At 62.6% G+C, this 24,848-nt stretch carries 21 protein-coding genes and 2 pseudogenes; 19 read left to right on the top strand and 4 right to left on the bottom strand.

All coding sequences use genetic code 11. The features are described 5' to 3' along the window. The first annotated feature begins 191 nt into the window (after positions 1-191). Positions 192-1,994 (top strand): acyl-CoA dehydrogenase, encoded by a 1,803-nt coding sequence (locus ACODTO_RS11600; protein ID WP_489106454.1) that lies wholly within the window; start codon positions 192-194, stop codon positions 1,992-1,994. A 263-nt stretch (positions 1,995-2,257) separates the two neighbouring features. Here the strand turns inward: ACODTO_RS11600 and ACODTO_RS11605 are convergent, their stop codons facing one another. Further along, complete coding sequence (locus tag ACODTO_RS11605; protein ID WP_139646875.1) at positions 2,258-2,560, bottom strand: cell division protein ZapA; 303 nt, start codon at positions 2,558-2,560, stop codon at positions 2,258-2,260. Next, positions 2,557-2,787 carry a hypothetical protein gene (locus ACODTO_RS11610; RefSeq protein WP_041024593.1) on the bottom strand — a complete coding sequence of 77 codons (231 nt, stop codon included), beginning with the start codon at positions 2,785-2,787 and terminating at the stop codon, positions 2,557-2,559. Before ACODTO_RS11610 ends, ACODTO_RS11605 begins: the two co-directional genes overlap by 4 nt. Before the next feature lie 322 nt (positions 2,788-3,109). On the opposite strand from ACODTO_RS11610, the pseudogene ACODTO_RS11615 reads away from it, so the two are divergent. The 5 genes and pseudogenes from ACODTO_RS11615 to selO form a co-directional block, all read left to right on the top strand. Further along, positions 3,110-3,766 (top strand): annotated as a pseudogene (locus tag ACODTO_RS11615) (MCP four helix bundle domain-containing protein); the annotation flags it as partial. A 303-nt stretch (positions 3,767-4,069) separates the two neighbouring features. Beyond that, positions 4,070-4,669 (top strand): annotated as a pseudogene (locus ACODTO_RS11620) (methyl-accepting chemotaxis protein); the annotation flags it as partial. A 253-nt stretch (positions 4,670-4,922) separates the two neighbouring features. Continuing rightward, complete coding sequence (locus ACODTO_RS11625; protein WP_139646879.1) at positions 4,923-6,665, top strand: potassium/proton antiporter; 1,743 nt, start codon at positions 4,923-4,925, stop codon at positions 6,663-6,665. 36 nt (positions 6,666-6,701) lie between these two features. Beyond that, entirely contained in the window at positions 6,702-10,064 is a 3,363-nt protein-coding gene (gene mscK / locus ACODTO_RS11630) for a mechanosensitive channel MscK (protein WP_175361820.1), read from the top strand. A 37-nt stretch (positions 10,065-10,101) separates the two neighbouring features. Then, positions 10,102-11,565 (top strand): protein adenylyltransferase SelO, encoded by a 1,464-nt coding sequence (selO, locus tag ACODTO_RS11635; RefSeq protein WP_139646882.1) that lies wholly within the window; start codon positions 10,102-10,104, stop codon positions 11,563-11,565. Between the two features lie 184 nt (positions 11,566-11,749). Here the strand turns inward: selO and ACODTO_RS11640 are convergent, their stop codons facing one another. Further along, positions 11,750-12,028 (bottom strand): hypothetical protein, encoded by a 279-nt coding sequence (locus ACODTO_RS11640; RefSeq protein WP_489106455.1) that lies wholly within the window; start codon positions 12,026-12,028, stop codon positions 11,750-11,752. A gap of 147 nt (positions 12,029-12,175) precedes the next feature. Between ACODTO_RS11640 and trxC the strand changes: the two genes are divergently transcribed. After that, entirely contained in the window at positions 12,176-12,610 is a 435-nt protein-coding gene (gene trxC / locus ACODTO_RS11645; RefSeq protein ID WP_139646886.1) for a thioredoxin TrxC, read from the top strand. Between the two features lie 123 nt (positions 12,611-12,733). On the opposite strand, the gene ACODTO_RS11650 is transcribed toward trxC, so the two are convergent. After that, positions 12,734-13,504, bottom strand: a complete 771-nt coding sequence (locus ACODTO_RS11650) for a ParA family protein (protein WP_175361822.1) — start codon at positions 13,502-13,504, stop codon at positions 12,734-12,736. Positions 13,505-13,852: 348 nt separating this feature from the next. Between ACODTO_RS11650 and ACODTO_RS11655 the strand changes: the two genes are divergently transcribed. The 12 genes from ACODTO_RS11655 (at position 13,853) to ACODTO_RS11710 (ending at position 24,800) form a co-directional block, all read left to right on the top strand. Beyond that, on the top strand, positions 13,853-14,581 hold the full coding sequence (locus ACODTO_RS11655) for a beta-ketoacyl synthase chain length factor (RefSeq protein ID WP_175361823.1): 729 nt from the start codon (positions 13,853-13,855) through the stop codon (positions 14,579-14,581). Beyond that, positions 14,557-15,366 (top strand): lysophospholipid acyltransferase family protein, encoded by an 810-nt coding sequence (locus ACODTO_RS11660; RefSeq protein ID WP_139646892.1) that lies wholly within the window; start codon positions 14,557-14,559, stop codon positions 15,364-15,366. The genes ACODTO_RS11655 and ACODTO_RS11660 overlap by 25 nt, the downstream gene beginning before the upstream one ends. Beyond that, positions 15,347-15,604 carry a phosphopantetheine-binding protein gene (locus ACODTO_RS11665; RefSeq protein WP_024779865.1) on the top strand — a complete coding sequence of 86 codons (258 nt, stop codon included), beginning with the start codon at positions 15,347-15,349 and terminating at the stop codon, positions 15,602-15,604. Before ACODTO_RS11660 ends, ACODTO_RS11665 begins: the two co-directional genes overlap by 20 nt. A gap of 9 nt (positions 15,605-15,613) precedes the next feature. Continuing rightward, on the top strand, positions 15,614-15,868 hold the full coding sequence (locus ACODTO_RS11670; RefSeq protein ID WP_024779866.1) for an acyl carrier protein: 255 nt from the start codon (positions 15,614-15,616) through the stop codon (positions 15,866-15,868). Further along, entirely contained in the window at positions 15,865-16,425 is a 561-nt protein-coding gene (locus ACODTO_RS11675) for a COG4648 family protein (RefSeq protein WP_139646893.1), read from the top strand. The genes ACODTO_RS11670 and ACODTO_RS11675 overlap by 4 nt, the downstream gene beginning before the upstream one ends. Next, positions 16,422-18,101: an ApeI family dehydratase gene (locus ACODTO_RS11680; protein WP_489106456.1), complete on the top strand. Its 1,680-nt coding sequence runs from the start codon at positions 16,422-16,424 to the stop codon at positions 18,099-18,101. Before ACODTO_RS11675 ends, ACODTO_RS11680 begins: the two co-directional genes overlap by 4 nt. Before the next feature lie 167 nt (positions 18,102-18,268). After that, entirely contained in the window at positions 18,269-19,003 is a 735-nt protein-coding gene (locus ACODTO_RS11685; RefSeq protein ID WP_489106457.1) for a glycosyltransferase family 2 protein, read from the top strand. Beyond that, entirely contained in the window at positions 19,000-19,944 is a 945-nt protein-coding gene (locus tag ACODTO_RS11690) for a lysophospholipid acyltransferase family protein (RefSeq protein ID WP_139646899.1), read from the top strand. The genes ACODTO_RS11685 and ACODTO_RS11690 overlap by 4 nt, the downstream gene beginning before the upstream one ends. Beyond that, the gene (locus tag ACODTO_RS11695) at positions 19,925-21,469 is read left to right on the top strand and encodes an HAL/PAL/TAL family ammonia-lyase (RefSeq protein WP_489106458.1); all 1,545 of its coding nucleotides are present in this window, start codon (positions 19,925-19,927) and stop codon (positions 21,467-21,469) included. Before ACODTO_RS11690 ends, ACODTO_RS11695 begins: the two co-directional genes overlap by 20 nt. Then, the gene (locus ACODTO_RS11700; RefSeq protein ID WP_489106459.1) at positions 21,462-21,887 is read left to right on the top strand and encodes an acyl-CoA thioesterase; all 426 of its coding nucleotides are present in this window, start codon (positions 21,462-21,464) and stop codon (positions 21,885-21,887) included. The genes ACODTO_RS11695 and ACODTO_RS11700 overlap by 8 nt, the downstream gene beginning before the upstream one ends. Then, the gene (locus ACODTO_RS11705) at positions 21,884-22,477 is read left to right on the top strand and encodes an outer membrane lipoprotein carrier protein LolA (RefSeq protein WP_175384612.1); all 594 of its coding nucleotides are present in this window, start codon (positions 21,884-21,886) and stop codon (positions 22,475-22,477) included. Before ACODTO_RS11700 ends, ACODTO_RS11705 begins: the two co-directional genes overlap by 4 nt. Further along, a complete protein-coding gene (locus ACODTO_RS11710) occupies positions 22,467-24,800 on the top strand; it encodes an MMPL family transporter (protein WP_489106460.1) in 2,334 nt (777 codons plus the stop codon). Before ACODTO_RS11705 ends, ACODTO_RS11710 begins: the two co-directional genes overlap by 11 nt. Positions 24,801-24,848 lie beyond the last annotated feature (48 nt).

Consider the following 24,848-nt stretch of genomic DNA (forward strand, 5'->3'; position numbering starts at 1 on the left):
GGGAGCGAGCCTGCTCGCGATAGCGTAGTCACATAAAAAACAGATGTGACTGACAGACTGTCATCGCGAGCAGGCTCGCTCCCACATTGATTAGCGTCGGCCTCACCTCTCCATCACTGCCATCAATCATCCTGTTCAGCCTCTATTCCCGGTTCTAGACTCGGCCCCATTCCAAAGAAAGGTAGGCCGCCATGTCCGAGACGTTGCTCAGTTCCCGTAATCTGGCTTTCGAGCTGTACGAAGTCCTCGATGCCGAGGGCCTGACCCAGCGCGAGCGGTTCGCCGAACACAATCGCGAAACCTTCGACGCGGCCATCGGCACGGCCCGCAGCATTGCCGAGAAATACTTCGCCCCCCACAACCGCAAGAACGATGAAAACGAACCACGCTACGAAGACGGCCAGGCCATTCTCATTCCAGAGGTGAAACCGGCCGTGGACGCCTTCCTCGAGGCTGGTTTCCTCAACGCCGCGCGCAGTTTCGAGGCCGGTGGCATGCAACTGCCCACGTTGCTGTCCCAGGCCTGCTTCGCCCACTTTCAATCCGCCAATGCCGCTTCAACCTCCTATCCGTTCCTGACCATGGGCGCGGCGAACCTGATCGAGAGCTTCGGCGACGAGGAGCAGAAACGCCGCTTTCTGCAACCGATGATCGAGGGTCGCTTCTTCGGCACCATGGCCCTGACCGAACCCCATGCGGGCTCTTCGCTATCGGATATTCGTACACGTGCAGAGCAGGCGCCCAATGGCACCTATCGACTCAAGGGCAACAAGATCTTCATTTCCGGAGGCGATCATCCGCTGTCGGAAAACATCGTGCACATGGTCCTGGCAAAGCTGCCGGACGCTCCGCCTGGTGTTAAGGGCATCTCGCTGTTTATCGTGCCCAAGTTCCTGGTCAACGAGGACGGCAGCCTCGGCCAGCGCAACGACGTGCTCCTGGCCGGGCTGTTCCACAAAATGGGTTGGCGCGGGACCACTTCCACGGCGCTGAACTTTGGCGACAACGGTGAGTGTGTCGGATACCTCGTAGGAAAACCGCATCACGGATTGAGCTACATGTTCCAGATGATGAACGAGGCTCGGATCGGTGTCGGGATGGGCGCGGTGATGCTGGGTTACGCCGGCTATCTGTACTCCCTCGACTACGCCCGCGAACGCCCACAGGGACGGGTCCCCGACAGCAAGGACCCGACCACCGCCCCCGTGGCGATCATCCAACATGCCGACGTGCGCCGCATGCTGCTGACCCAGAAGGCCTACGTTGAAGGCTCGTTCGACCTGGGCCTGTACGCGGCCCGGCTGTTCGACGACACCACCACCCTTGAAAGCGAAGCCGAGCGTCGACGGGCCCATGAACTGCTGGACCTGCTGACCCCGGTCGTCAAATCCTGGCCCTCGGAGTTTTGCCTGAAGGCCAACGAGTTGGCGATCCAGATCCTCGGCGGTCATGGCTACACCCGTGAGTACCCGGTCGAGCAGTATTATCGCGACAACCGCCTGAACCCGATCCATGAGGGCACCCACGGTATCCAGTCCCTGGACCTGCTGGGCCGCAAGCTGGCGCAGAACGGCGGTGCCGGGCTCAAGCAACTGATCCGCCTGGTGGCCGACACCAGCGAACGCGCCCAGGTCTACGAATCATTGACGCCCCTGCGTCAGCCACTGGAAGCCCTGGTGGCGCGCCTGCAATCGGTCACCCTCGGCCTGCTGACGGACCTGGCCCAAGGCAAGGTCAACAGCAGCCTTGCCAACTCGGCGCTGTACCTCAAGGTGTTCGGCCATATGGTCATCGGCTGGCGCTGGCTGGAGCAGGCTATCCGTGCCGAGGAAGGCCTGGCCAAGGGCAACGCCGCAGATCACGATTTCTATCAGGGCAAGCTGCAAGCGGCCCGGTACTTCCTGACCTGGGAAGTACCGGGTTGTCATCATGAGCTGGCGCTGCTTGAGGCACGGGATGACACGTGCCTGGAGATGCGGGACGAGTGGTTCTGAGTCGGGTCGATCTGGCTATACCCGATCCCATTGTGGGAGCGAGCCTGCTCGCGATGGCGACCTGACAGCCGACCTGTTTCTTCCCAGCTATACCCGATCCATTGTGGGAGCGAGCCTGCTCGCGATGGCGGCCTGACAGCCGACCTGTTTCTTCCCAGCTATACCCGATCTATTGTGGGACGAGGTACGACCCAAGGCCTTCAGGCCGCCTGTGCGAGCAAGGGTGGCCCCACAATGAGATGCAGGGCCGGCAGACATAACAATCAGGCCTGCTGAATCGTCTTGGAAATGACATCGACCGTGGCATCGACCTGCTCCTGGCAACGGTCGAGTTCTGCCTGGTGCTGCTTTTGCATTTCTATCTGCTGCGAGCACAGGTTCATGGCCGCCAGCACCAACAGACGATCGCCGATCAGCGTCGGATACTTTCTCTTGGTATCGGCCAGGGCAGCCTTGAGCATTGCAGCGGCGTCCAACAGGGTCTGTTCCTGCCCGGCCGGCGCCTTGATCGAATAGTCTTCTCCCAGGATCGAGACGACCGTCACCCCATCGGCACGGTGCTTCATGCGCTGACAGGACCGGTGCTGGCCCGCTCGATCAAGGCCTGGATACGGGCGGCGGTAGTGCCGTGGAGTTCTTCCTGTTCCATCAGGCTCAATTGCAGGCTTTCATTTTCATCCTTGGCCCTGGCAAGTTCCGCGCTCAGGGTTTCGTTCAGGCCGGTGAGGTGACGATTCTGTTGCACCAGGTCATTGACCAGTTGCTCCAGCTGGCTGAGGGATGTTTCCAACATATTGATTTCCAGGCTTTTTCAGGGGCGCGTACGATAAAGAAAAGTCACCGCCGATGCCATGGCTTGCAGGACGACGGTGCTTCGCTGGCGAGTTGTAGAGACTGCGAATGGGGAATCTGGTTCCTGCCCTTCGTCGCACCGACGATGTGGCTGTGTGACAAAAGCACGCAGCTGCCTCAAGACTTCAATCCCATGACCGATAAGTCAGTGACACCAGCCATAGCCCGCACGGACGCGCTTCTTCCCGGTACCTTCCATGTCCCTACGTAATATGAATATCGCGCCGCGGGCGTTCCTGGGTTTTGCCCTGATCGGCGCCCTGATGCTGGCGCTTGGGGTGTTCGCCCTGACCCAGATGAGCAAAATCCGCAGTTCCGGCGAAAACATTGTCGAGAACAGCGTGCCCAGCATCCAGGCCCTGGACGAATTCACCCAGCTCACCCTGCGCCTGCGCGTATTGTCCTATCGCTTGCTGGTCAACCGCGAGCCGGATATCCAACAGAAAACCTTTGAGCTGTTCGAACAACGCAACCAGCAGATCCGCGCGGCCCAGACCGCCTATGAAAAACTCATCAGCGCCCCTGAAGAGCGGGCCGCTTATGACCAGTACGTGCAACTGCTGGGTCAGTATCGTCAGCTCGAAGAGCGGATGAAGACACTGTCACGCAACAATCAGATCGATGAATTGCGCACACTGCTCAACACTGAGCTGCTGAGTAATTCCGACGCCATCAATGCTGTCATCAACCGGTTGATGGAGATCAACAATCAGCAAGCCGAAGCGCTCAACCAAGGTGCGACACAACAGTACTCGACAGCTTTCAACTGGGTCGTCGCGCTACTGGTCATCGCCACCGGCCTGACCCTGTTGTTTGCCTGGCTGCTGACCAACAGCATTACCCGCCCGATTGGCAGCGCCCTGGGTGCCGCCGAAGAAATCGCCAAGGGCAACCTGACCCGGCCGATCACCGTGGATGGCAATGACGAAGCCGGTCGCCTGCTGCGGGCAATGGCGACCATGCAGGAAAAACTGCGCGACACCCTGCAGCGAATCTCCGGCTCGGCGACCCAGCTGGCTTCCGCCGCCGAAGAGCTCAACAGTGTCACCGACGAAAGCGCCCGCGGCCTGACCCAGCAGAACAACGAAATCGAACAGGCCGCTACCGCAGTCAATGAAATGACCAGCGCCGTGGAAGAAGTGGCGCGCAATGCGGTCAGCACCTCCGAGGCCTCGAAGAACGCTACCTCTTCCGCTGGCGACGGTCGGGACCTGGTGCAGGAAACCGTCAGCGCCATCGAACGCATGAGCGCCGACGTGCAAGGCACCGCCACACTGATCGGCAACCTGGCCGATGAGTCCCGCGACATCGGCAAGGTGCTGGACGTGATCCGTGGCCTGGCGGACCAGACCAACCTGCTGGCCCTGAACGCCGCCATCGAAGCCGCTCGTGCCGGTGAAGCCGGTCGCGGCTTTGCCGTGGTCGCGGATGAAGTGCGCGCCCTGGCCCATCGCACCCAACAATCGACCAGCGAAATCGAACGCATGATCGGCAGCATCCAGAACGGCACGGAGCAGGCCGTGGACTCGATGCGCAACAGCACCGAACGCGCCGAGTCGACGCTGAACATCGCCCGCGGCGCCGGCCTGTCCCTGGACACCATCAACACCGCCATCGTCGAAATCAACGAACGCAACCTGGTGATCGCCAGCGCCGCCGAAGAACAGGCCCAAGTGGCTCGTGAAGTGGACCGCAACCTGGTGAACATCCGCGACCTGTCGGTGCAATCGGCCACCGGCGCCAACCAGACCAGCTCCGCCAGTGCCGAACTGTCGCGCCTGGCGGTGGACTTGAACAGCATGGTGGGGCGGTTCAGCCTCTGACCTGTTCGCGTTGCGGGCTTTGCTCTCTTCTGTGGGAGCAAGGCTTGCCCGCGATGAAGGCACCACGCTTCCTGGGCCCTGCTTCGGCCTCATCGCGGGCAAGCCTTGCTCCCACAGCAGCGAAAAATCTCCGCCCCCTGAAGGCAAGCCAAACCTTTTTTGACAGCATCGCATTTCAACAGGTTAGAATCGCTGGCACGCAGACTGCATGGTCAGTTTGTGCCCGTCTTTCAGTTTTCCCGGAGTACTGCCTTTGACTGCGACGACCATCAACAGCCTGTTCTTGATCGGCGCGTTGCTGGTGGGTGCGAGCATCCTGGTCAGTTCTCTTTCGTCCCGCCTGGGCATTCCGATCCTGGTGATCATCCTGGCCGTGGGCATGGTCGCCGGTGTCGATGGTGCCGGTATTCTTTTCGACAACTACGCCACGGCCTATCTGGTCGGTAACCTCGCGCTGGCCGTCATTCTGTTGGACGGTGGCTTGCGTACCCGCGTCTCGAGTTTCCGGGTGGCCCTGTGGCCAGCGCTGTCGCTGGCGACGATCGGTGTGTTGATCACCACCGGATTGACCGGCCTGGCGGCGGCGTGGCTGTTCAAGCTGAATCTCATCCAAGGCTTGCTGATCGGCGCCATTGTCGGCTCGACCGATGCCGCGGCGGTGTTTTCGCTGCTGGGCGGCAAAGGCCTGAACGAGCGGGTCAGCGCCAGCCTTGAGATCGAGTCTGGCAGCAACGACCCCATGGCGGTGTTCCTGACCGTGACCCTGATCGGCATGCTCGCCAGCGGCCAGACCGACCTGGAATGGAACCTGGTGGGGCATCTGGTGCGTGAGTTCGGCATCGGTGCGGTGCTCGGCCTGGGCGGTGGCTGGTTGATGCTGCAATTGGTCAATCGGATCAACCTGGCCAACGGCCTCTACCCGATTCTCGTCATCAGCGGCGGCCTGGCGGTGTTCGCCCTGACCAACGCCCTTCACGGCAGCGGTTTCCTGGCGGTGTACCTGTGCGGCCTGGTCATCGGCAATCGCCCGGTGCGCAGTCGCCACGGCATCCTGCACATGCTCGATGGCATGGCCTGGCTGGCGCAGATCGGCATGTTCCTGGTGCTGGGCCTGCTGGTGACGCCCCATGACCTGTTGCCGATCGCCCTGCCCGCCCTCGGCCTGGCGTTGTGGATGATCCTGTTCGCGCGGCCCCTGTCGGTCATCGTCGGCCTGCTGCCCTTCAAGGCCTTCCATGGTCGTGAAAAAGCCTTCATCTCCTGGGTCGGCCTGCGTGGCGCGGTGCCGATCATCCTGGCGGTGTTCCCACTGATGGCCGGCCTGCCCCATGCCCAGCTCTACTTCAACCTGGCGTTCTTCATCGTGCTGGTATCGTTGCTGGTCCAGGGCACGAGCCTGCCCTGGGTTGCCAAGCTGCTGCATGTCACCGTCCCACCGGAGCCCTTGCCGATTTCCCGGGCAGCGCTGGAGGTTCACGTCACCAGCGAGTGGGAACTGTTCATTTATCGCCTCGGAGCGGAAAAGTGGTGCATCGGTTCGCCCCTGCGGGACCTGAAAATGCCCGATGGCACCCGTATCGCGGCGCTGTTTCGTGGCCAGCAACTGCTCCATCCGTCGGGTAGTACGGTGCTGGAAACCGATGATTTGCTCTGCGTGATCGGCCATGAACATGACCTGCCGGCCCTTGGAAAACTCTTCAGCCAGGCGCCGCAACGAGGCCTGGATCTGCGCTTCTTCGGCGACTTCGTGCTCGAAGGAGACGCCCAGCTGGCCGCGGTTGCCGCCCTGTACGGGCTGAAACTGGACGGTATCGATCCGGACATGTCCCTGGGCCGCTTCATTGCCCAGAAAGTCGGTGGCGCACCGGTGGTCGGCGACCAGGTGGACTGGAACAACACCCTGTGGACCGTCGCGGCCATGGACGGGAACAAGATCGGCAAAGTGGGCGTCAGATTCCCCGAAGGAAGTCGCCCGGGTCCCGGCTTGTTCCTCTAAACTGCTCCCATTCTTTAATTTGCTCGTCCGGTCTCTATGCCTACCCTGCGCTCTTTCTTCGCCATCGCCCTGCTGGGCCTGAGTCTTTCCGTCTCCACGCTGCAAGCTGCTGAACCGCCCACCAGCGACGCGGTGCAGGCCAGCCTGGACAAGATCGCCGACCGCAAGCTGCCGGAAGCCGACCAGAAAGCCTTGCAAGCCGTACTGCAAGACACCCTGGCCCAGCTCGCCAGCAAGGCCGACTACGAACGCAAGTTGCTCGCCCTCAAGCAACAACTGGCCAGCGCGCCGAAGCAGAACATTGAAAATCAGCGTGAACTGGCGCGGCTCAAGAACACCGCCGTAGTACCCGTGGCGCAGCGCTATGCCAACCTGCCGATTCCCCAGCTCGAACAAATGCTGACGGAGCGCTCCACTCAGCAGAGCGATCTGCAGAAAGCCCTCGCCGACGCCAACAGCCTCATCATCACCGCCCAGACCCGCCCCGAGCGCGCCCAGGCCGAAATCGCCAGCAGCCAGACCCGCATCCAGCAGATCAATAGCATCCTCAAGGCCGGCAGGGACGCCGGCAAGCCCCTGAGCGCCGAACAGCGCGACCAGCTCAACGCCGAACTGGCGGCCCTCAACGCACTGATCCCGTTGCGTCGCCAGGAACTGGCCGGCAACAGCCAGCTGCAGGACCTGGGCAACGGTCAGCACGACCTGCTGATGGAAAAAATCGCCCGCATGGAGCAGGAAATACAGGACCTGCAGAACCTGATCAACCAGAAGCGCCTGGCCCAATCCCAGGAGACGGTGACCCAGCAGTCCATCGAAGCCCAGAAGGCCGGCGGCAGCAGCCTGCTGGCAACCGAAAGCGCGACCAACCTGAAGCTCTCCGACTACCTGCTCAAGAGTACCGACCGCCTCAACGAAGTGACCCAGCAGAACCTGCAGACCAAGCAACTGCTGGACAGCGTCACCCAGACTGACGCGGCCCTGGATGAGCAGATCAGCGTGCTCAAAGGCAGCCTGTTGCTCTCCAAGATCCTCTACAAGCAGCGCCAGACTCTGCCGCGCCTGAAGTTGGACCAGAACCTCGCCGACCAGATCGCCGACATCCGCCTGTATCAGTTCGAAGTCAGCCAGCAACGGGAGCTGCTGAACAACCCGAGCACCTACGTGGACAGCCTGTTGGCGTCCCAGCCGTCGGAGCAAGTCACACCGCAGTTGCGCAAGACCCTGTTGGACCTGGCCCTGACTCGCGTCGACCTGCTGGAACGCTTGAGCCGCGAATTGAGCGCGGTGCTCAACGAGTCCATCACCCTGCAGCTCAACCAGAAACAATTGCTCAGCACCGCGCAAAACCTGCGAGCGACACTCGAAGAACAGATGTTCTGGATTCCCAGCAACAAACCGCTGGATTTCGAATGGATGCGTGGCGTGCCGGCTCGCCTGGAAAAACAGGTCGACTCGCTGCCCTGGACCTCGAGCCTCAGTGAATTGGCCGACGGCCTGACACAGCGGCCGCTGCTGTTCCTCCCCCTGGCGCTGCTGATCGGTGCACTGCTGTGGCGGCGCAAGCACCTCTATGCTCGCTTGAACAAGGTTCACCAGGACGTTGGCCATTTCAAACGCGACAGCCAGTGGCACACCCCCCAGGCGATCCTGATCAACATCCTGCTGGCGATGCCGGTCGCCCTGGCGCTGGCCCTGTGCGGTTTTGCCTTGCAAATCGATGCCCGCGGCCAGAACGCCAACCTCGGCGCGGCGCTGTTGCAGATCGGCCAGGCCTGGCTGGTGTTCTATACCGCCTACCGCATTCTGGCGCCCGGCGGCGTGGCCGAGTTGCATTTCCGCTGGGAGAAACCCCAGGTCGAGTTCCTCCAGGGCTGGATCCGTCGGCTCGGGCTGGTGGTACTGGCGCTGGTAGCCGTGGTAGCGGTGGCCGAGTTGCAGCCTTCGACCCTGGCCGACGACGTGCTGGGCATGCCAGTGGTACTGACCTGTTATGCCTTGATGGCCTGGCTGCTCAGCCGCCTGTTGCTCAGCAGCCCGACCCACCGCAATACCTCCCTGTTCCGCAAGGCCGTCGGGGTGATTTTCACCGCGCTGCCCATCGCGCTGTTCGTGGCGGTGTGCTTCGGCTACTACTACACCGCACTGAAGCTCAGTGACCGGCTGATCAATACCCTGTACCTGCTGATGTTCTGGCTGGTGATCGAGGCCACCTTCGTACGCGGCCTGTCGGTGGCGGCCCGACGCCTGGCCTACCAGCGCGCCCTGGCCAAACGCCAGGCGGCCAAGGAAGCCGGCGATGGCGAAGCAGTGGTCGAGGAGCCGACCCTGGATATCGAGAAGGTCAACGAGCAGTCCCTGCGGCTGATCCGCCTGGCCCTGCTGGGCGGCTTCATCGCCGCGTTGTACTGGGTCTGGTCGGACCTGATCAGCGTGTTCTCGTACCTGGACAACGTGACCCTCTACGAATACACCAGCGGCACCGGCGTCAACATGAGCATGGTGCCCATCAGCATCGGCGACTTGCTCGGTGCGCTGATCATCATCGGCATCACTTTCGCCCTGGCGCGCAACCTGCCGGGCCTGCTGGAAGTGTTCGTGCTGTCGAAACTGAACCTGGCCCAAGGCAGCGCCTACGCCACCACCACGCTGCTGTCCTATGTGATCGCCGGCGTCGGCTTCGTCACCACCCTGTCCACCCTGGGCGTGAGCTGGGACAAGTTGCAATGGTTGGTGGCCGCACTATCGGTGGGCCTGGGCTTCGGCATGCAGGAGATCTTCGCCAACTTCATTTCAGGGATCATGATCCTGTTCGAGCGTCCGGTACGGATCGGCGACACCATTACCATCGGCAACCTGTCGGGCACGGTCAGCAAGATCCGCATCCGTGCGACCACCATCACCGACTTCGACCGCAAGGACATCATCGTCCCGAACAAGACCTTCATCACCGGGCAGTTGATCAACTGGTCGTTGACCGACACCGTCACCCGGGTAACCCTGAAACTGGGCGTGGACTACGGCTCGGACCTGGATCGGGTCCGGGAACTGCTGCTCAAGGCCGCCCGCGACAACCCACGGGTACTGAAGGAACCGGAACCGATCGTGTACTTCCTGAACTTCGGCGAGAGCACCCTGGACCACGAGTTGCGCATGCACGTGCGCGATCTTGGCGACCGCAACCCGGTGCTGGACGAGATCAACCGTTTCATCAACCGTGAGTTCAAGAAGGAGCACATCAACATCTCCTTCCGGCAGATGGAAATCTACCTGAAAAACCTTAACGGCCAGGAATACAAGCTGGTGCCCGCCGAGCCCGAGAAAAAAACCATCACGCCCGCGCCTTCGTCGGTGACCAGCATCAAGCCGGTAGCGGAGCCGCCCCAGGACACACTCGACTGATCGCGGGGTGCCAGCAGGCATCGCGCCGGAGACGGCCATGAAAACGCTGGAAACCTTGTCCTTCGATAACCGCTTCGCCCGCCTGGGCGACGGTTTTTCGGCCCATGTGTTGCCTGAACCCATCGACAACCCACGGCTGGTCGTCGCCAGCCCGGGCGCCATGGCACTGCTGGATCTTGACCCGGCCGAAGCCCAGGCGCCGTTGTTCGCCGAACTGTTCGGCGGGCATAAGTTGTGGGCCGAAACCGAGCCTCGGGCGATGGTATATTCCGGACATCAGTTCGGCCACTACAACCCGCAACTGGGTGACGGACGAGGCTTGCTGCTGGGAGAGGTGTACAACGAAGCCGGCGAACACTGGGACCTTCACCTCAAGGGCGCGGGCCAGACGCCGTTCTCACGGATGGGCGACGGACGGGCGGTATTGCGCTCCTCGATCCGTGAATTCCTGGCATCCGAAGCGCTCCACGCCTTGGGCATCCCCACCACCCGCGCCTTGTGCGTGATCGGCTCGGACACCCCGGTGTGGCGCGAAAAACAGGAGCGCGCCGCCATGGTGCTGCGCCTGGCACCGAGTCACGTGCGTTTCGGCCATTTCGAGTATTTCTACTACACCAAGAAACCCGAGCTGCATGCCGCGCTCGCCGAGCACGTATTGAACCTGCACTTCGCCGAATGCCGTGAACAGCCGGAACCGTACCTGGCGATGTTCCGCGAAATCGTCGAACGCAACGCCGAACTCATTGCGAAATGGCAGGCCTATGGTTTCTGCCATGGCGTGATGAACACCGACAACATGTCGATCCTGGGCATCACCTTCGACTTCGGGCCGTTTGCCTTCCTCGATGACTTCGACGCCAACTTCATCTGTAACCACTCCGATGACCAGGGTCGCTATTCCTTCAGCAACCAGGTGCCCATTGGCCAGTGGAACCTCAGCGCCCTGGCCCAGGCCCTGACGCCGTTCATCAGCGTCGAAGCCCTGCGCGAGACCCTGGGCTTGTACCTGCCGCTTTACCAGGCCCATTACCTGGACCTGATGCGCCGTCGCCTCGGCCTGACAACTGCGGAGGAAGATGACCAGAAGTTGGTGGAGCGCCTGTTGCAACTGATGCAGAACAGCGGCGTCGACTACAGCCTGTTCTTCCGCCGGTTAGGCGATCAATCGCCTGAACAAGCCGTCACCAGGCTGCGGGACGACTTCGTCGACCTTATGGGCTTCGACGCCTGGGGCGCGCTTTACATCGCCCGCGTCGGCCGTGAAGGCAGCGTCGATCAGGAACAGCGCCGGATCCGCATGCACGCGGTGAACCCGTTGTATGTATTGCGCAACTATCTGGCACAGAACGCCATCGATGCTGCCGAGTCAGGCGACTACGAAGAAGTCCGCCGCCTGCATAAGGTGCTGAGCCGCCCGTTCGAGGAGCAACCGGGCATGGACAGCTATGCGCAACGACCGCCGGAGTGGGGCAAGCACCTGGAGATCAGTTGCTCGTCGTGACCCAGCTCAATAGCTGGAATCGGCTTTCAGCCAAACGCGCTTTTGTGGCGAGGGGATTTATCCCCGCTGGGCTGCGAAGCGGCCCCAAAAAGCTGCAATTGCACGCAGCCTGACAAGACTTGATCGGTTTTAAGGAGTGCTTCGCAGCCCAACGGGGATTTATCCCCTCGCCACAAAAGCTGTCTCACCCGACCTTATCGTTCCCCTGCTCAGGCGTCTCGATTCCCGGCTCTGCCTCGGTGGCATCCTTGTCAGTGGGTTTGGCCGGCGTTTTTTTCTCGGGATAGCCGGGCAGGCCGCGGGCGTCTTCGGGGGTCAGTTCGTCTCGTTCGTGACGGCGATCAATGGCATAGGCGGGAGCGGCGTTCGGGTCTTCGTCGCGACCGGCGGTGCCGAGCACCCAGCCGTCATCGTTGGGGTTGTCCTGCGGTGCGTGCGCGACAGGTTCTCGAGGATGGCTCATGGGACCTCCTTGGGTTGCGAACAGATACGTTGTGGTCTTTTTGACGCCATCGAAGGGCGTCAGTGCGGCGCATCTGATGAATGGCAACCTTGATAAACCGCCTCGGCGACACCAGATCAACATCATGACCGACTTATGGAGCTCACCATGTCTGACCCGATGCTGATCCCCTGCCCCCATTGCAACGGGCTCAATCGCATACCTGCCGAACGTCTGGCCGACCAGCCCAAGTGTGGGCGCTGCAAAGCTCCGGTGTTATTGGGCAAGCCGTTCGAACTCAAACAGGCCGACTATTCCAGCCAGGTCAAGGGCGACCTGCCGTTGCTGGTGGATGTGTGGGCGGACTGGTGCGGCCCCTGCAAATCCTTTGCGCCAGTGTTCGAACAGGCCGCCGCACAACTGACCGGTAAATGCCGACTGGCCAAACTCGACAGCGAAGCCAATCCGCAACTGTCGGCGCAATTGGGAATTCGTTCGATTCCCAGCCTGATCCTGTTCAAGAATGGCAAGGAAGTCGCACGGCAAAGCGGAGCGTTACCCTTGCCGCAACTGATGAGCTGGTTGCGCAGCCAGGGGATCTGACGCTACTCCATTGTGGGAGCGAGCCTGCTCGCGATGCGCAGACACATTCAACATCGATGTGCCTGTCAGTCCGCTATCGCGAGCAGGCTCGCTCCCACATAGGTGCCTGAAACAACCTCTCAGTCAGGCGTTTTCCAACAACCCATGCAACTCCACGAACTGCAGGGTCAACTTGTGCCGCGCATCCAGATGAATCAGCGGCAGGCTGGCCTGGTGGGATTCACGCATGCGCACCGAGCTGCTCAGGTACACCGGCAGTACCGGCAAGCCCTCGGCGATCAGTTCGTCGAGCATCTGCTGCGGCAGGCTGGCCCGGGCCTGGAACTGGTTGACCACGATGCCTTCAATCTCCAGGCCCTCATTATGGTCTTCCTTGAGCTCTTCTATTTCCGCCAGCAGGCCATACAACGCCTGGCGGGAAAAACTGTCGCAATCGAAAGGGATCAACACCCGATCAGCCGCAATCAGCGCTGAAACCGCATAGAAATTCAGGGCTGGTGGCGTATCCAAGTAGATCCGATCGTAATCCTCGTCCAGCTCTTCGAGTAATTTGCGCAGCTTGTTGATCTTGTGCTTCGCCTCAAGCTTGGGCTGCAGATCCGTCAGCTCGGCAGTGGCGGTGATGACATGCAGGTTATCGAACGGCGTTTCGTAGATATCGACCTTGTTCTTCTTCGAGAAGGGTCCGGAGGACAGGGTTTGCTTGAAGAAGTCGGCAATGCCCATGGGGATGTCGTCGCCGGTGAGACCGGTCAGGTATTGAGTGGAATTGGCCTGTGCGTCCAGGTCCACCAACAACGTGCGATACCCTTCGCTGGCGCTGACCGCCGCCAGGTTGCAGGCGATGCTGGACTTGCCCACCCCACCTTTCTGATTGAATACCACGCGCCGCATGTCAAAACCTCCGTGTATCAAAGATTCCCGAGTGTAGTAGGCGATGACACCGCTTCGCTACCTTCAGCATGGATGGACTACAGCGTTAGTGGCTTTTTCCGGTAAAGAAGCGTCAATTCGCGCGAAGGATGACGGAAGCAGCCGACAGACAGGTTCGTCACAATCGCGATAATGAGCTGGCCGAGCCGGGACGAACCCACCGTCAGGTTTTCCCGTTTTAATGTAACCATTGTTTGCTACAAGCCAACGGCACCGGGATAATGCGCGCCATTTGGGTCGCAAGGCCATGCTGGGTTGGACGCGGGTCAAACCACTGAACCGTGACAATAAAAAGCCCGCAGGGGTGGGATGAATTTTTTGATCAATTTCAATATCGCCCAATGGCGCGCATGGGCCCCTGGGCTCGAAAGCGTGGACGACTGGCAGGCCTGGAGCCAACAGCCGGTGATATTGCCCGCCAACGACGCCGCCCCTGATGTCTCGTTCCTGCCGGCCATGCAGCGCCGCCGCCTCAGTCGCCTGGCGCGGATGGCCTTCAGTGTCGGCTGGCCCCTGGCCGAAGGCCGACCGAACCTGCCGTTGGTCTTTATTTCCCGCCACGGTGAAACCCCGCGCACATTTGAGATTCTCAAGGACCTGGCAGCCGACCAACCGTTGTCGCCCACCCAGTTCAGCCTGTCGGTGCACAACGCAGTGATCGGCCTGTGGTCGATCATGCGCAACGAAACCAGCGAAATGACGGCCCTGGCCGCCACGGGCGACGGGTTGGAGCATGGTGTCCTGGAAGCCGCCGCGCTGTTGAATGAAGGTGCACCGGCGGTGCTGCTGGTCATCACCGAAGAACAACCGCCCCAGGTCTATGCACCCTGGGTTGACGACGTGCCGTTTCCCTATGCGATGGGGCTGCTGCTGACCCGGGGCGAAGACTGGCAACTGGCCTTGTCCACCCCACAGGTTCAACCGTCCGGCAGCGACTGGCCCCATGCCCTGGATCTGCTGCGTACGCTGTTGAACGACGAAACCACCTGCCAACATGCCTGGAAGAATCGTGTATGGACCTGGCAACGCAACCGGTGACGGGCAAGCATCGCGACGCCTATTACTGGCGCCTGCTCGCGACCGCTGCAAGCTTCGCCCTGTTCGGGCTGGGCGGGCTGTGCCTGCGGTTGCTGGTGTTTCCGCTGCTGGCCTGGTGGCCCGGCGATGCCCAGGTCCATCGGCAACGGGCCCGGCGCACGGTTGGACGGCTGTTCTGGTTCTTCATCCGGTTCATGGCCCGCACCGGCGTGCTCACTTATCAGATCGACGGCGCAGAAAAACTTGGCCGGCCCGGACAGATGATCATCGCCAACCACCCGTCGCTGATCGACGTGGTGTTTCTGATCGGGCTGGTGCGCGATGCCAATTGCGTGGTCAAGCAAAGCCTCTGGGACAACCCCTTCACCCGCGGCCCGTTGCGCTCGACCCAATACATCAGCAACGACGGCAGCATGGACATGCTCGACGCCGCCAGCGATGCCCTGAAAGATGGCCAGACCCTGATCGTGTTCCCCGAGGGTACGCGTACCCAGCCCGGCCAGGCGCCGGCCTTTCATCGGGGCGCTGCGGCTATCGCCCTGCGAGGTGCGAAAATCCTCACACCCGTGACCATCAAGGTCAGCCCGACCACCCTGACCAAGGCCGAACCCTGGTATCGCATCCCCCAACGCCGCGTGCACTTCAGTTTCCATGTGGGGGCCGATATAGATCCAAAGGCGTTCGCCACGCTCGGCCCCCCGCCTCTTGCTTCGCGCAGGCTCAACGATTTTTTGCATCACTATTTCATCAAGGAGCTCGCCGAAGATGAGCGATCTGCACCGTGACATCAAACAGCTGATCATCGACGCCCTCGGCCTGGAGGACATCGAGGTCGACGACATCGGCGACCACCAGACCCTGTTCGGCGAAGGCCTGGGCCTGGACTCGGTGGATGCCCTGGAGCTTGGCCTGGCGATCCAGAAACAGTACGGCATCAAAATAGATGCCGACGCCAAGGACACCCGCAACCATTTCAGCAATGTGGCAAGCCTTGCGGCCTTCGTCACTGCAAAACGCGCTTGAGACCGGACCATGCAAACTCGTGACGACATTTTCAACACCCTGCGCGATGCCCTGGTGGAGCTTTTCGAACTGGACCCTGAGCGCGTGACGCTGGAATCGAACCTGTATCAGGACCTGGAAATCGACAGCATCGACGCGGTCGACCTGATCGATCACATCAAGCGCCAGACCGGCAAGAAAATCGCCGCAGAAGAATTCAAGACGGTACGCACCGTCAACGACGTGGTCGAGGCGGTCTATCGACTGGTCCAACCGGCCGCATGAGCCGGCTGATTGGCCTTGGCCTGCTATTGGCGGGCCTGCTGTACCCCTTTGCGGTGTATTTCGGCATGGAGCACTTCGCCCCTTGGCAGTTCGGCCTGCTGCTGGGTAGCTTGTGGCTGGCCCGGGCATTGCTCGTTAACCGAGGACTCGGCAAAGGTGAGCCTGGCAATCTGTGGATGGCGGTCGCGGCGATCGTGTTCTGCGGGTTGCTCGCGCTGTTCGATAACCCGCTCCTGCTGCGTTGGTATCCGGTACTGATCAGTGCCTTCATGCTCGGGATGTTCACCCTGAGCCTGAAATACGGCCCGCCGATGATCGAGCGCATAGCCCGCCTGCGTGAACCGCAATTGCCGGCAAAAGCGGTGGTTTATACCCGCCAGGTCACGGTGGTCTGGAGTGTGTTTTTCCTCTGTAACGGTTTGCTCGCCGCCGTCCTGACGCTCTGGGCGCCGCTGAGCTGGTGGATGTTGTACACCGGTCTGATTTCCTACGGGTTGATGGGGCTGCTGTTTGCCATTGAATGGCTCATACGACAAAGGGTAAGAGGCCGCCCATGAATTGGATAAAACTTGAGCAGATGTTGCTCGAGGCTCAGCCGGAGCGCGCAGTCGCCGTCGATCCGGCACTCAGTCATTCGCAACTGCGGGACGAAGCGCTGTGCCTGGCCGCAGGCCTGCACGCCCGCGGTGTACAGCGTATGGCCGTGCACCTGGAAGACGCCGCCGACCTGGCCGTCGCCCTGCTCGGTGCCTGGCGTGCCGGGGTGCGCGTCCTGCTTCCCGCCGACCTGCAGGCCCAGACCCGCCAGCGCTGGTCGGCCGAGGTCGACCTGTGGCTGACCGACCAACCTGGCGACACCCATCCAGGCGACTTGCAACAGGCTCCCCTGGAGCCTGTCGAGCTGGACCTTGACCAATGCGGGTTGAGTCTGTGCACCTCCGGCTCCAGCGGCGAGCCCAAGTGCATCGAGAAAAACCTGCGCCAGTTGAGCAACGAGGTCCAGGCCCTGGAGCAATTGTGGGGCGCCGACCTGGGCCGCGCCTGCATGATTGGCAGCGTCGCCGCCCAGCACATCTACGGCCTGCTGTTCCGGGTCCTGTGGCCGCTGTGCGCAGGGCGGCCGTTCGTGCGCCGGCAATTGGCGTTTCCCGAAGACCTGCAACGCGCCAGCCGCGAGCACCCGGTCTTCGCCTGGGTCGCCAGCCCGGCACTGCTCAAGCGGATGGGCGACAACCTCGACTGGACGGCCTTGAGCAGCGTGCGCCGGGTGTTCTCCTCCGGTGGCGCCTTGCCGGCCGAGGCCGCTCAAAGCCTACAGCAGCGCCTGGGCCAATGGCCGACGGAAATATTCGGCAGTTCGGAAACCGGCGGTATCGCCTGGCGCCAGAGTGATGAACGGTGGCAGCCCTTTGCCGGTGTCGAACTGAGCCAGGACAGCGACGGTGCCTTGCTGGTCGCTTCGCCTTATCTGCCTCCCGCCCATGTGGAACATACCGCCGATGCCGCACGGATTGACGCCGATGGGCGCTTCGAACTGCTCGGACGCCTGGATCGCATCGTCAAGCTCGAAGAAAAGCGCATCTCCCTGCCGATGCTGGAACAGGCATTGGTGGCCCACGACTGGGTGAGCGAAGCGCGGCTGGGGGTAGTGCGGGAAAATCGTGCATCCCTTGGCGCTCTGCTGGTACTGAGCGAAACCGGCCTCCATGCATTACGTAACCAGGGTCGTCGCGCCGTGACCGAAACCTTGCGTCGCCACCTGAGCGGGCATTGCGAAACACTGGCCCTGCCACGGCGCTGGCGCTGGCTGCGCCAGTTGCCACTCAACGCTCAAGGCAAGCTGCCCCAGGCCGAGGTCGAAGCCCTGCTGGCGGCCCCGCGCCCAAAGGCTCCCGACGTGCTGGAGCAGGTCGAGACCGACGGCGAATGGAGCCTGCAATTGGTCGTGCCGCCGGACCTGGCGTACTTCAGCGGCCACTTTCCCACCGCCCCGGTACTGCCCGGCGTGGTGCAGGTCGACTGGGCCCTGAACCTGGGCCGGCAACTGCTGGACCTGCCGCCGCGCTTCGTCGGGATGGAAGTGCTGAAGTTCCAGCAACTGGTACGCCCCGGCGATGAAGTCCAGTTGCACCTGCGCTTCGACCGCGAGCGCGGCAAGCTGTACTTCGCCTACCGCAACGATACGGCAGCGTGCTCCAGTGGGCGGATTGTGCTGGGGGCAGCCCATGACTAATGCTCACACCGTCCTGTGGCGAGGGGATTTATCCCCGCTCGAGTGCGAAGCACTCGCCAACGAATTGTGGTGCTTCACAGGACTTGGGGTCGCTGCGCAACCCAGCGGGGCGGTGCGACGCTTCGCTGAATCCCCTCGCCACAAGAGCTCGGTGGAAGGCAAAAGACATGCATAACCCCTGCGCCGTCATCCCCGTCTACAACCACGAAACCGCCATCTCGACGGTGGTCCAGGCATTGCTCGCCAATGGCCTGCCCTGTGTGTTGGTCGACGACGCCAGCAGCCCGGCCTGCGCGGCGGTGCTGGAGCGGCTGGCCGTGGATGAGCGGGTTCACCTGGTCAGGCTGGCGGTCAACCAGGGCAAGGGGGGCGCCGTCATGACCGGCCTGCGGGAAGCCTCGCGCCTGGGCTTCAGCCATGCCTTACAGGTGGACGCCGATGGACAGCACGACCTCGACGACGTGAAAACCTTCATCGACCAGTCCCGCGCCCACCCGGACGCGGTGATCTGCGGCTACCCGCAATACGACGCCAGCGTGCCGAAAGGCCGCCTGTACGCTCGCTACCTGACCCACGTCATGGTCTGGATCAACAGCCTGTCCTTGCAGATCCGCGACTCCATGTGCGGCTTTCGGGTCTACCCCCTGCCAGCGACCCTGGCGCTGATCAACTCGGCGAACATTGGCAAGCGCATGGATTTCGATTCGGACATCCTGGTACGACTGGCCTGGCGTAACCAACCGATGTGCTGGCTGCGCACCCGGGTCCACTACCCCCAGGACGGGGTTTCGCACTTCCGTCTGTTCCACGACAACGTGCTGATTTCCAGCATGCACACCCGTTTGTTCTTCGGCATGCTGGTACGTGCTCCCCTGATTCTGTGGCAACGGTGGCGGACATGAGTCTCCAGGCTGACAAAACGCATTGGGCCGACCGCCAGGAGCGCGGCAGTTTCTGGCTGATGAAACTCACGGCGTTCGCTGCCAAGGTGTTGGGCCGTCGCCTGCTGAGTCCGGTGCTGTACGGCATCGTCCTGTACTTTTTCATTTTCGGTCGCAGCGCTCGCCGGGCAGCCTGGCAATACCAGCAGCGCCTGGCCGACTGGAGCGGCCGCATCGAATTGCGCCCTACCCACGGCAAAGTCTTCGGGCAGTTCATGGCGTTTGCCGACTCGCTGCTGGACAAACTCGACGTGTGGAACGGCAAACTGAGCATCGACCAGATCGAAATCGTCGATACGGCATTGCTGCGCAATCATCTGCGTGGCGCTCGCGGCCAGATGCTGGTGGGGGCGCATCTGGGCAACCTGGAAATGTGCCGGGCCCTGGCCGAACTGGGCGAAAAAGTCACCATGAACGTGCTGGTGCATACCAAGCACGCCGAACAATTCAATCGCCTGCTGGGCGAAGCCGGCGCCACGCACCTGCGGCTGATCCAGGTCAGCGAACTGGATCCGGCGGTGATGCTGCAACTGAGCGAGCGCCTGGAGCGCGGCGAGTGGCTGGCGATTGCCGGCGACCGCGTGCCGCTGCACGGCGGACGCAGCGTGACCGTGGACTTCATGGGCCACCCGGCCGCGTTTCCCCAGGGACCCTGGCTGATGGCCGGCCTGTTGAAATGCCCGGTCAACCTGCTGATGTGCCTCAAGCACGAGGGGCGCTATCGCGTCACCCTCGAGCCCTTCGCCGACGCGGTGGTGTGGAAACGCACCGAACGCGAGCAAGTGATCGCCCACTGGGCCGGTCGCTATGCCGAGCGCCTGGCGCAGTACTGCCTCCAGGGGCCCCAACAGTGGTTCAACTTTTACCCTTTCTGGAAGATCGATGACGATGCCCACTCTTGAGCCGGTAACCTTCGGCGAACGCCCCCTGCGCATCGAAGACGTGCTGGCCCTGGCCAACCGTCAGGCGCCGACGCAACTGCAGGATGATCCGGCGTTCCGCCAGCGCATTGCCAAGGGTGCGCAATTTCTCGATTCCCTGCTGGACAAGGAAGGGGTGATCTACGGCGTGACCACCGGTTACGGCGATTCCTGCGTGGTGGCCGTGCCGTTGCACCACGTCGAGGCCTTGCCGCGCCACCTGTATACGTTCCACGGCTGCGGCCTGGGCAAGCTGCTGGATGCCCAGGCCACCCGCTCGGTGCTGGCCGCGCGCTTGCAGTCGTTGTGCCACGGCGTCTCCGGAGTACGGGTTGAACTGCTCGAACGTCTCCAGGCTTTTCTCGAGCACGACATCCTGCCGCTGATTCCGGAAGAAGGTTCGGTGGGCGCCAGCGGCGACCTGACGCCGTTGTCCTATGTGGCCGCGACGCTCTCCGGCGAACGTGAGGCGATGTTCCGTGGCGAACGCCGGCTGGCCGCCGACGTACACCGCGAATTGGGCTGGACCCCGCTGGTGCTGCGGCCCAAGGAAGCCCTGGCCCTGATGAACGGCACCGCCGTGATGACTGGCCTCGCCTGCCTGGCCTTCGCCCGGGCCGACTACCTGCTGCAATTGGCGACCCGCATCACCGCGCTGAACGTCGTCGCCCTGCAAGGCAACCCCGAGCACTTCGACGAGCGCCTGTTCGCCGCCAAGCCACACCCGGGGCAGATGCAGGTCGCCGCGTGGCTGCGCAAGGACCTGGCGATCGACGCACCGACCGCGCCGCTGCATCGCCTGCAGGACCGCTATTCCCTGCGCTGCGCGCCCCATGTACTCGGCGTGCTGGCCGACAGTCTGAACTGGTTGCGCGCGTTCATCGAAACCGAACTCAACAGCGCCAACGACAATCCGATCATCGATGCCGAAGCCGAGCGGGTGCTGCACGGCGGGCATTTCTATGGTGGGCACATCGCCTTCGCCATGGACAGCCTGAAAAACCTGGTGGCCAACGTCGCCGATCTGCTCGACCGGCAACTCGCCCTGCTGGTGGACGAGCGCTACAACCATGGCCTGCCGAGCAACCTGTCCGGCGCCAGCGCCGAGCGGGCGATGCTCAACCATGGTTTCAAGGCCGTGCAGATCGGCGCCAGCGCCTGGACCGCCGAAGCGCTGAAAAACACGATGCCAGCCAGCGTGTTCTCGCGCTCCACCGAGTGCCACAACCAGGACAAGGTCAGCATGGGTACCATCGCCGCCCGGGATGCGATCCGCGTGCTGGAGCTGACCGAACAAGTCGCCGCCGCGACGCTGCTGGCGGCCAACCAGGGCGTGTGGCTACGCAGCCGTGCCGAGGACGCGCGACCGCTGCCGCCGGCCCTGGCCGCCATGCACGAGCAACTGGCCGGGGATTTCCCGCCGGTCATCGAAGACCGCGCCCTGGAAGGCGAACTGCGCCTGTGCCTGCAACGCATCGCCGAGCAACACTGGAGGCTGCATGCGTAGCCAGGGCGTGCTGCATGTCGAGACGCAGATTGTCGTACCGTTTTTCGATGTCGATTCGATGCACGTGGTCTGGCACGGCCACTACGTCAAATACCTGGAAATGGCCCGCTGCGCCCTGCTCGATGAGATCGGCCACAACTACAACGACATGCTCGCCACCGGGTACGCATGGCCGGTGATCGACCTGCAACTGCGCTACGTGCGCAGCGCGGTGTTCGGTCAGGCCCTGACCGTGCGTGCCAGTCTGGTGGAGTGGGAGAACCGGTTGAAGATCAACTACCTGATCAGCGACACGCTCACCGGCGAACGCCTGACCCGCGCCAGCTCGGTGCAGGTGGCCGTGGACATCACGACCCGCGAGATGCTGCTGGCCTCGCCCAAGGTGTTTGTCGACGCCGTCGAAAGGAAACTGTCATGAAACGCCTGCCCCTCTGGTTGCTGCTGTTTTGCCTGTCGCCCCTGGCCCAGGCCTTCGACTTGCAGCAACTGAGCGAACAGCTGGCCCGCCCGGATGCCATCCACGGCCAGTTCATCCAGGAAAAGCACCTGCGCGCCCTGCCCCAACCGCTCATCAGCAAGGGGCATTTCGTTCTGGCGAAACAACAAGGCCTGCTGTGGCTGCTACAGACGCCGCTGCAACAGGACTACCGCATTACCGCCCAGGGCATCGCCCGAAGGGACGGCAACGCCTGGCAAATGCTACCGAACAAGAGTGCCGGCGCCGAACAGAACCGGCTGTTCCTGGCCGTCTTGCAGGGCGACAGCAGTGGTCTGCTGCGGGATTTCGAGCTCAGCCTGTCGGGTGAGCCGCAGCGGTGGAAGCTGACCCTGACCCCGCGCTCGGTGTTGCTCAAACAGGTGTTCAACCAGATCAACATCGACGGTGGCGAACTGGTGCAGCGCATCGAGCTGCTTGAAACCCAGGGCGACAGCACGGTGCTGCGCATGCAGGACAGCGTCGCCACGCAACCCTTGAGCGAAGCGGAGCGACACGACTTTGCCGAGTGAACGCAGGTTGCCACGGCTGTTCCTGATACTGCTGCTGGCGGTGCTGGCGCTCGCCGGTTGGCAGTGGCGCAACGGTGCGCCACTGTCGGTCAACCTCATGGAACTGGTGCCGGGCACGTCCCCCGATGCCCTGGAGCTTGTGGCTGAGCAACGCATGCAGGAGCCGCTGAATCGCGAGGTGCTGGTGCTGGTCGGTCACGCCGACCGTCAGCAAGCCATCGCCCTGGCGCAAACCCTTGGCGAGCAATGGCAGGCCAGCGGCCTGTTCGATAAGGTGCAGTGGACGCTGCAAGCCGATTTGCCGGCGCTGCGCACGCAACTGCTGAACGGACGGCTGGCGATGCTCTCGGCCACGGACCGCCAGCAATTGATCGACCAGCCCCAGGCGTTCATCCAGCAGCGGGTACAGGCGCTGTTCGACCCGTTCAGCGGCTTCAGCCTGGTACCGAGCCAGGATGACTGGCTTGGCCTGACCGGGCGTATCCAGAACAGCCAGCCCCAACGCGGCGCGATACAGCTGGACGTAGGCAGCGGTGCATTGATTGCCGATGCCGATGGCAAAAGCTGGGTGATGCTACGGGCCCGCACCCAAGGCAACGCCTTCGACATGAACCTGCCGCTGCAAGTGGCCGATCTGCTGCAACGCAGCCGCGACCAGGCAGGCCAGGCCCAAGGGCAACTGTTAGCGGCCAGTGGCTTGCTGTACGCCGCCAGCGGCCAGCAACAGGCATCAAAGGAAATCACCTGGGTTGGCGGTGGCGCGACAGTGGGTATTCTGCTGCTGCTGTTGCTGGCCTTCCGACGCCTGCGGGTATGGCTCGCGTTCATGCCGGTACTGGTCGGCATGCTGTTTGGCGCGGTGGCCTGCGTGGCACTGTTCGGGCGCATGCATGTCATGACCCTGGTGCTGGGCTCGAGCCTGATCGGCGTAGCGGTGGACTATCCGCTGCACTACCTGTCCAAGAGCTGGAGCCTCAAGCCGTGGCGCAGTTGGCCAGCCCTGCGCCTGACCTTGCCGGGGCTGAGCCTGAGCCTGGCGACCACCTGCATCGGCTACCTGGCCCTGGCCTGGACACCCTTCCCGGCCCTGACCCAGATCGCGGTATTTTCCGCCGCCGGGCTGGTCGGCGCCTACCTGACCGCGGTTTGCCTGCTGCCGGCGCTGCTCAAGGGCACGGACCTGCGTCCTGCCCAGTGGCCGCTGCGCTTCTGCGAACAACTGCTCAAGGTCCGCGAAGCACTGCTGGCGCGGGTTCCCACGCCAATCCTGCTGGCGCTGCTGCTGATCTTCTGCGCCGGAGGGCTTTGGCACCTGAGCACGAAAAACGACATCCGCCAATGGATCGGCACGCCCCAGCATCTGACCGACGAGGCCCGCGATATCGCCCGCATCACCGGTTTCCAACCCACCAGCCAGTTCTTCCTGATTCGCGCCGACAATCAATCCCAACTGCTGGAACGCCAGACCGCCCTCAACGAGCGGCTGGACCAGTTGGTCGGCCTGGAAAAACTCCAGGGCTACCTGTCACTGAACCAACTGGTCAGCCCGCCGGCCGAACAGCAGAAAGTCCGTGAAGCCCTGGCCCGGCTCCCGGCGTTCTGGCAACCGCTGCTGGACCTGGGCGTGCCGGTCGCCGCCTTGCAGGCAGAGCTGACCCAACTACAGGCCTTGCCGGTGAAAGACATCGATGCCGCGCTGACCGGTCCGTTGGCCGAGCCATATCGCATGCTCTGGCTCGGCCCGACCGAGCAAGGCGTGGCTGCCATGATCAGCTTGCAGGGTTTGAACGACGCCGCGCTGCTGCGCTTGCAGGCGGTGGATCTGCCCGGCGTGCAGTTGGTGGACCGCCTGGGCGATCTGAATCGGGTGTTCGCCGCCACGCAGATCAGCGCCGCCGAGCTGAAACTGGCCTCTTGCGTGCTGATCGTACTGCTGTTGATCTGGCCGTTCGGCGTCTGGGCAGCCCTGCGGATCGTGGCCCTGCCGCTGCTCGCCGCGCTGTGCAGCCTGGCGAGCCTGGGCTGGCTGGGGCAGCCGTTGACCCTGTTCAGCCTGTTCGGGCTGCTGCTGGTGACGGCCATCGGCGTCGATTACGCGATCCTGATGCGCGAGCAGATCGGCGGTGCTGCGGTGAGCCTGCTGGGCACCCTGCTCGCGGCGGTCACTACTTGGCTGTCGTTCGGCCTGCTGGCGCTTTCCAGTACGCCGGCAGTGAGCAATTTTGGCCTGGCGGTGAGCCTGGGGCTGGCGTTCAGCTTCATGCTGGCGCCGTGGGCCGGGCACCAGGAGCATGCACCACCCGTGCTGGAACCCGCCCAATGACGATTACGCACCACTCTCACTCGAACATCGCTGCCTTGGCAAGGAGTC

The organism is Pseudomonas sp. FG13, from assembly GCF_057809755.1.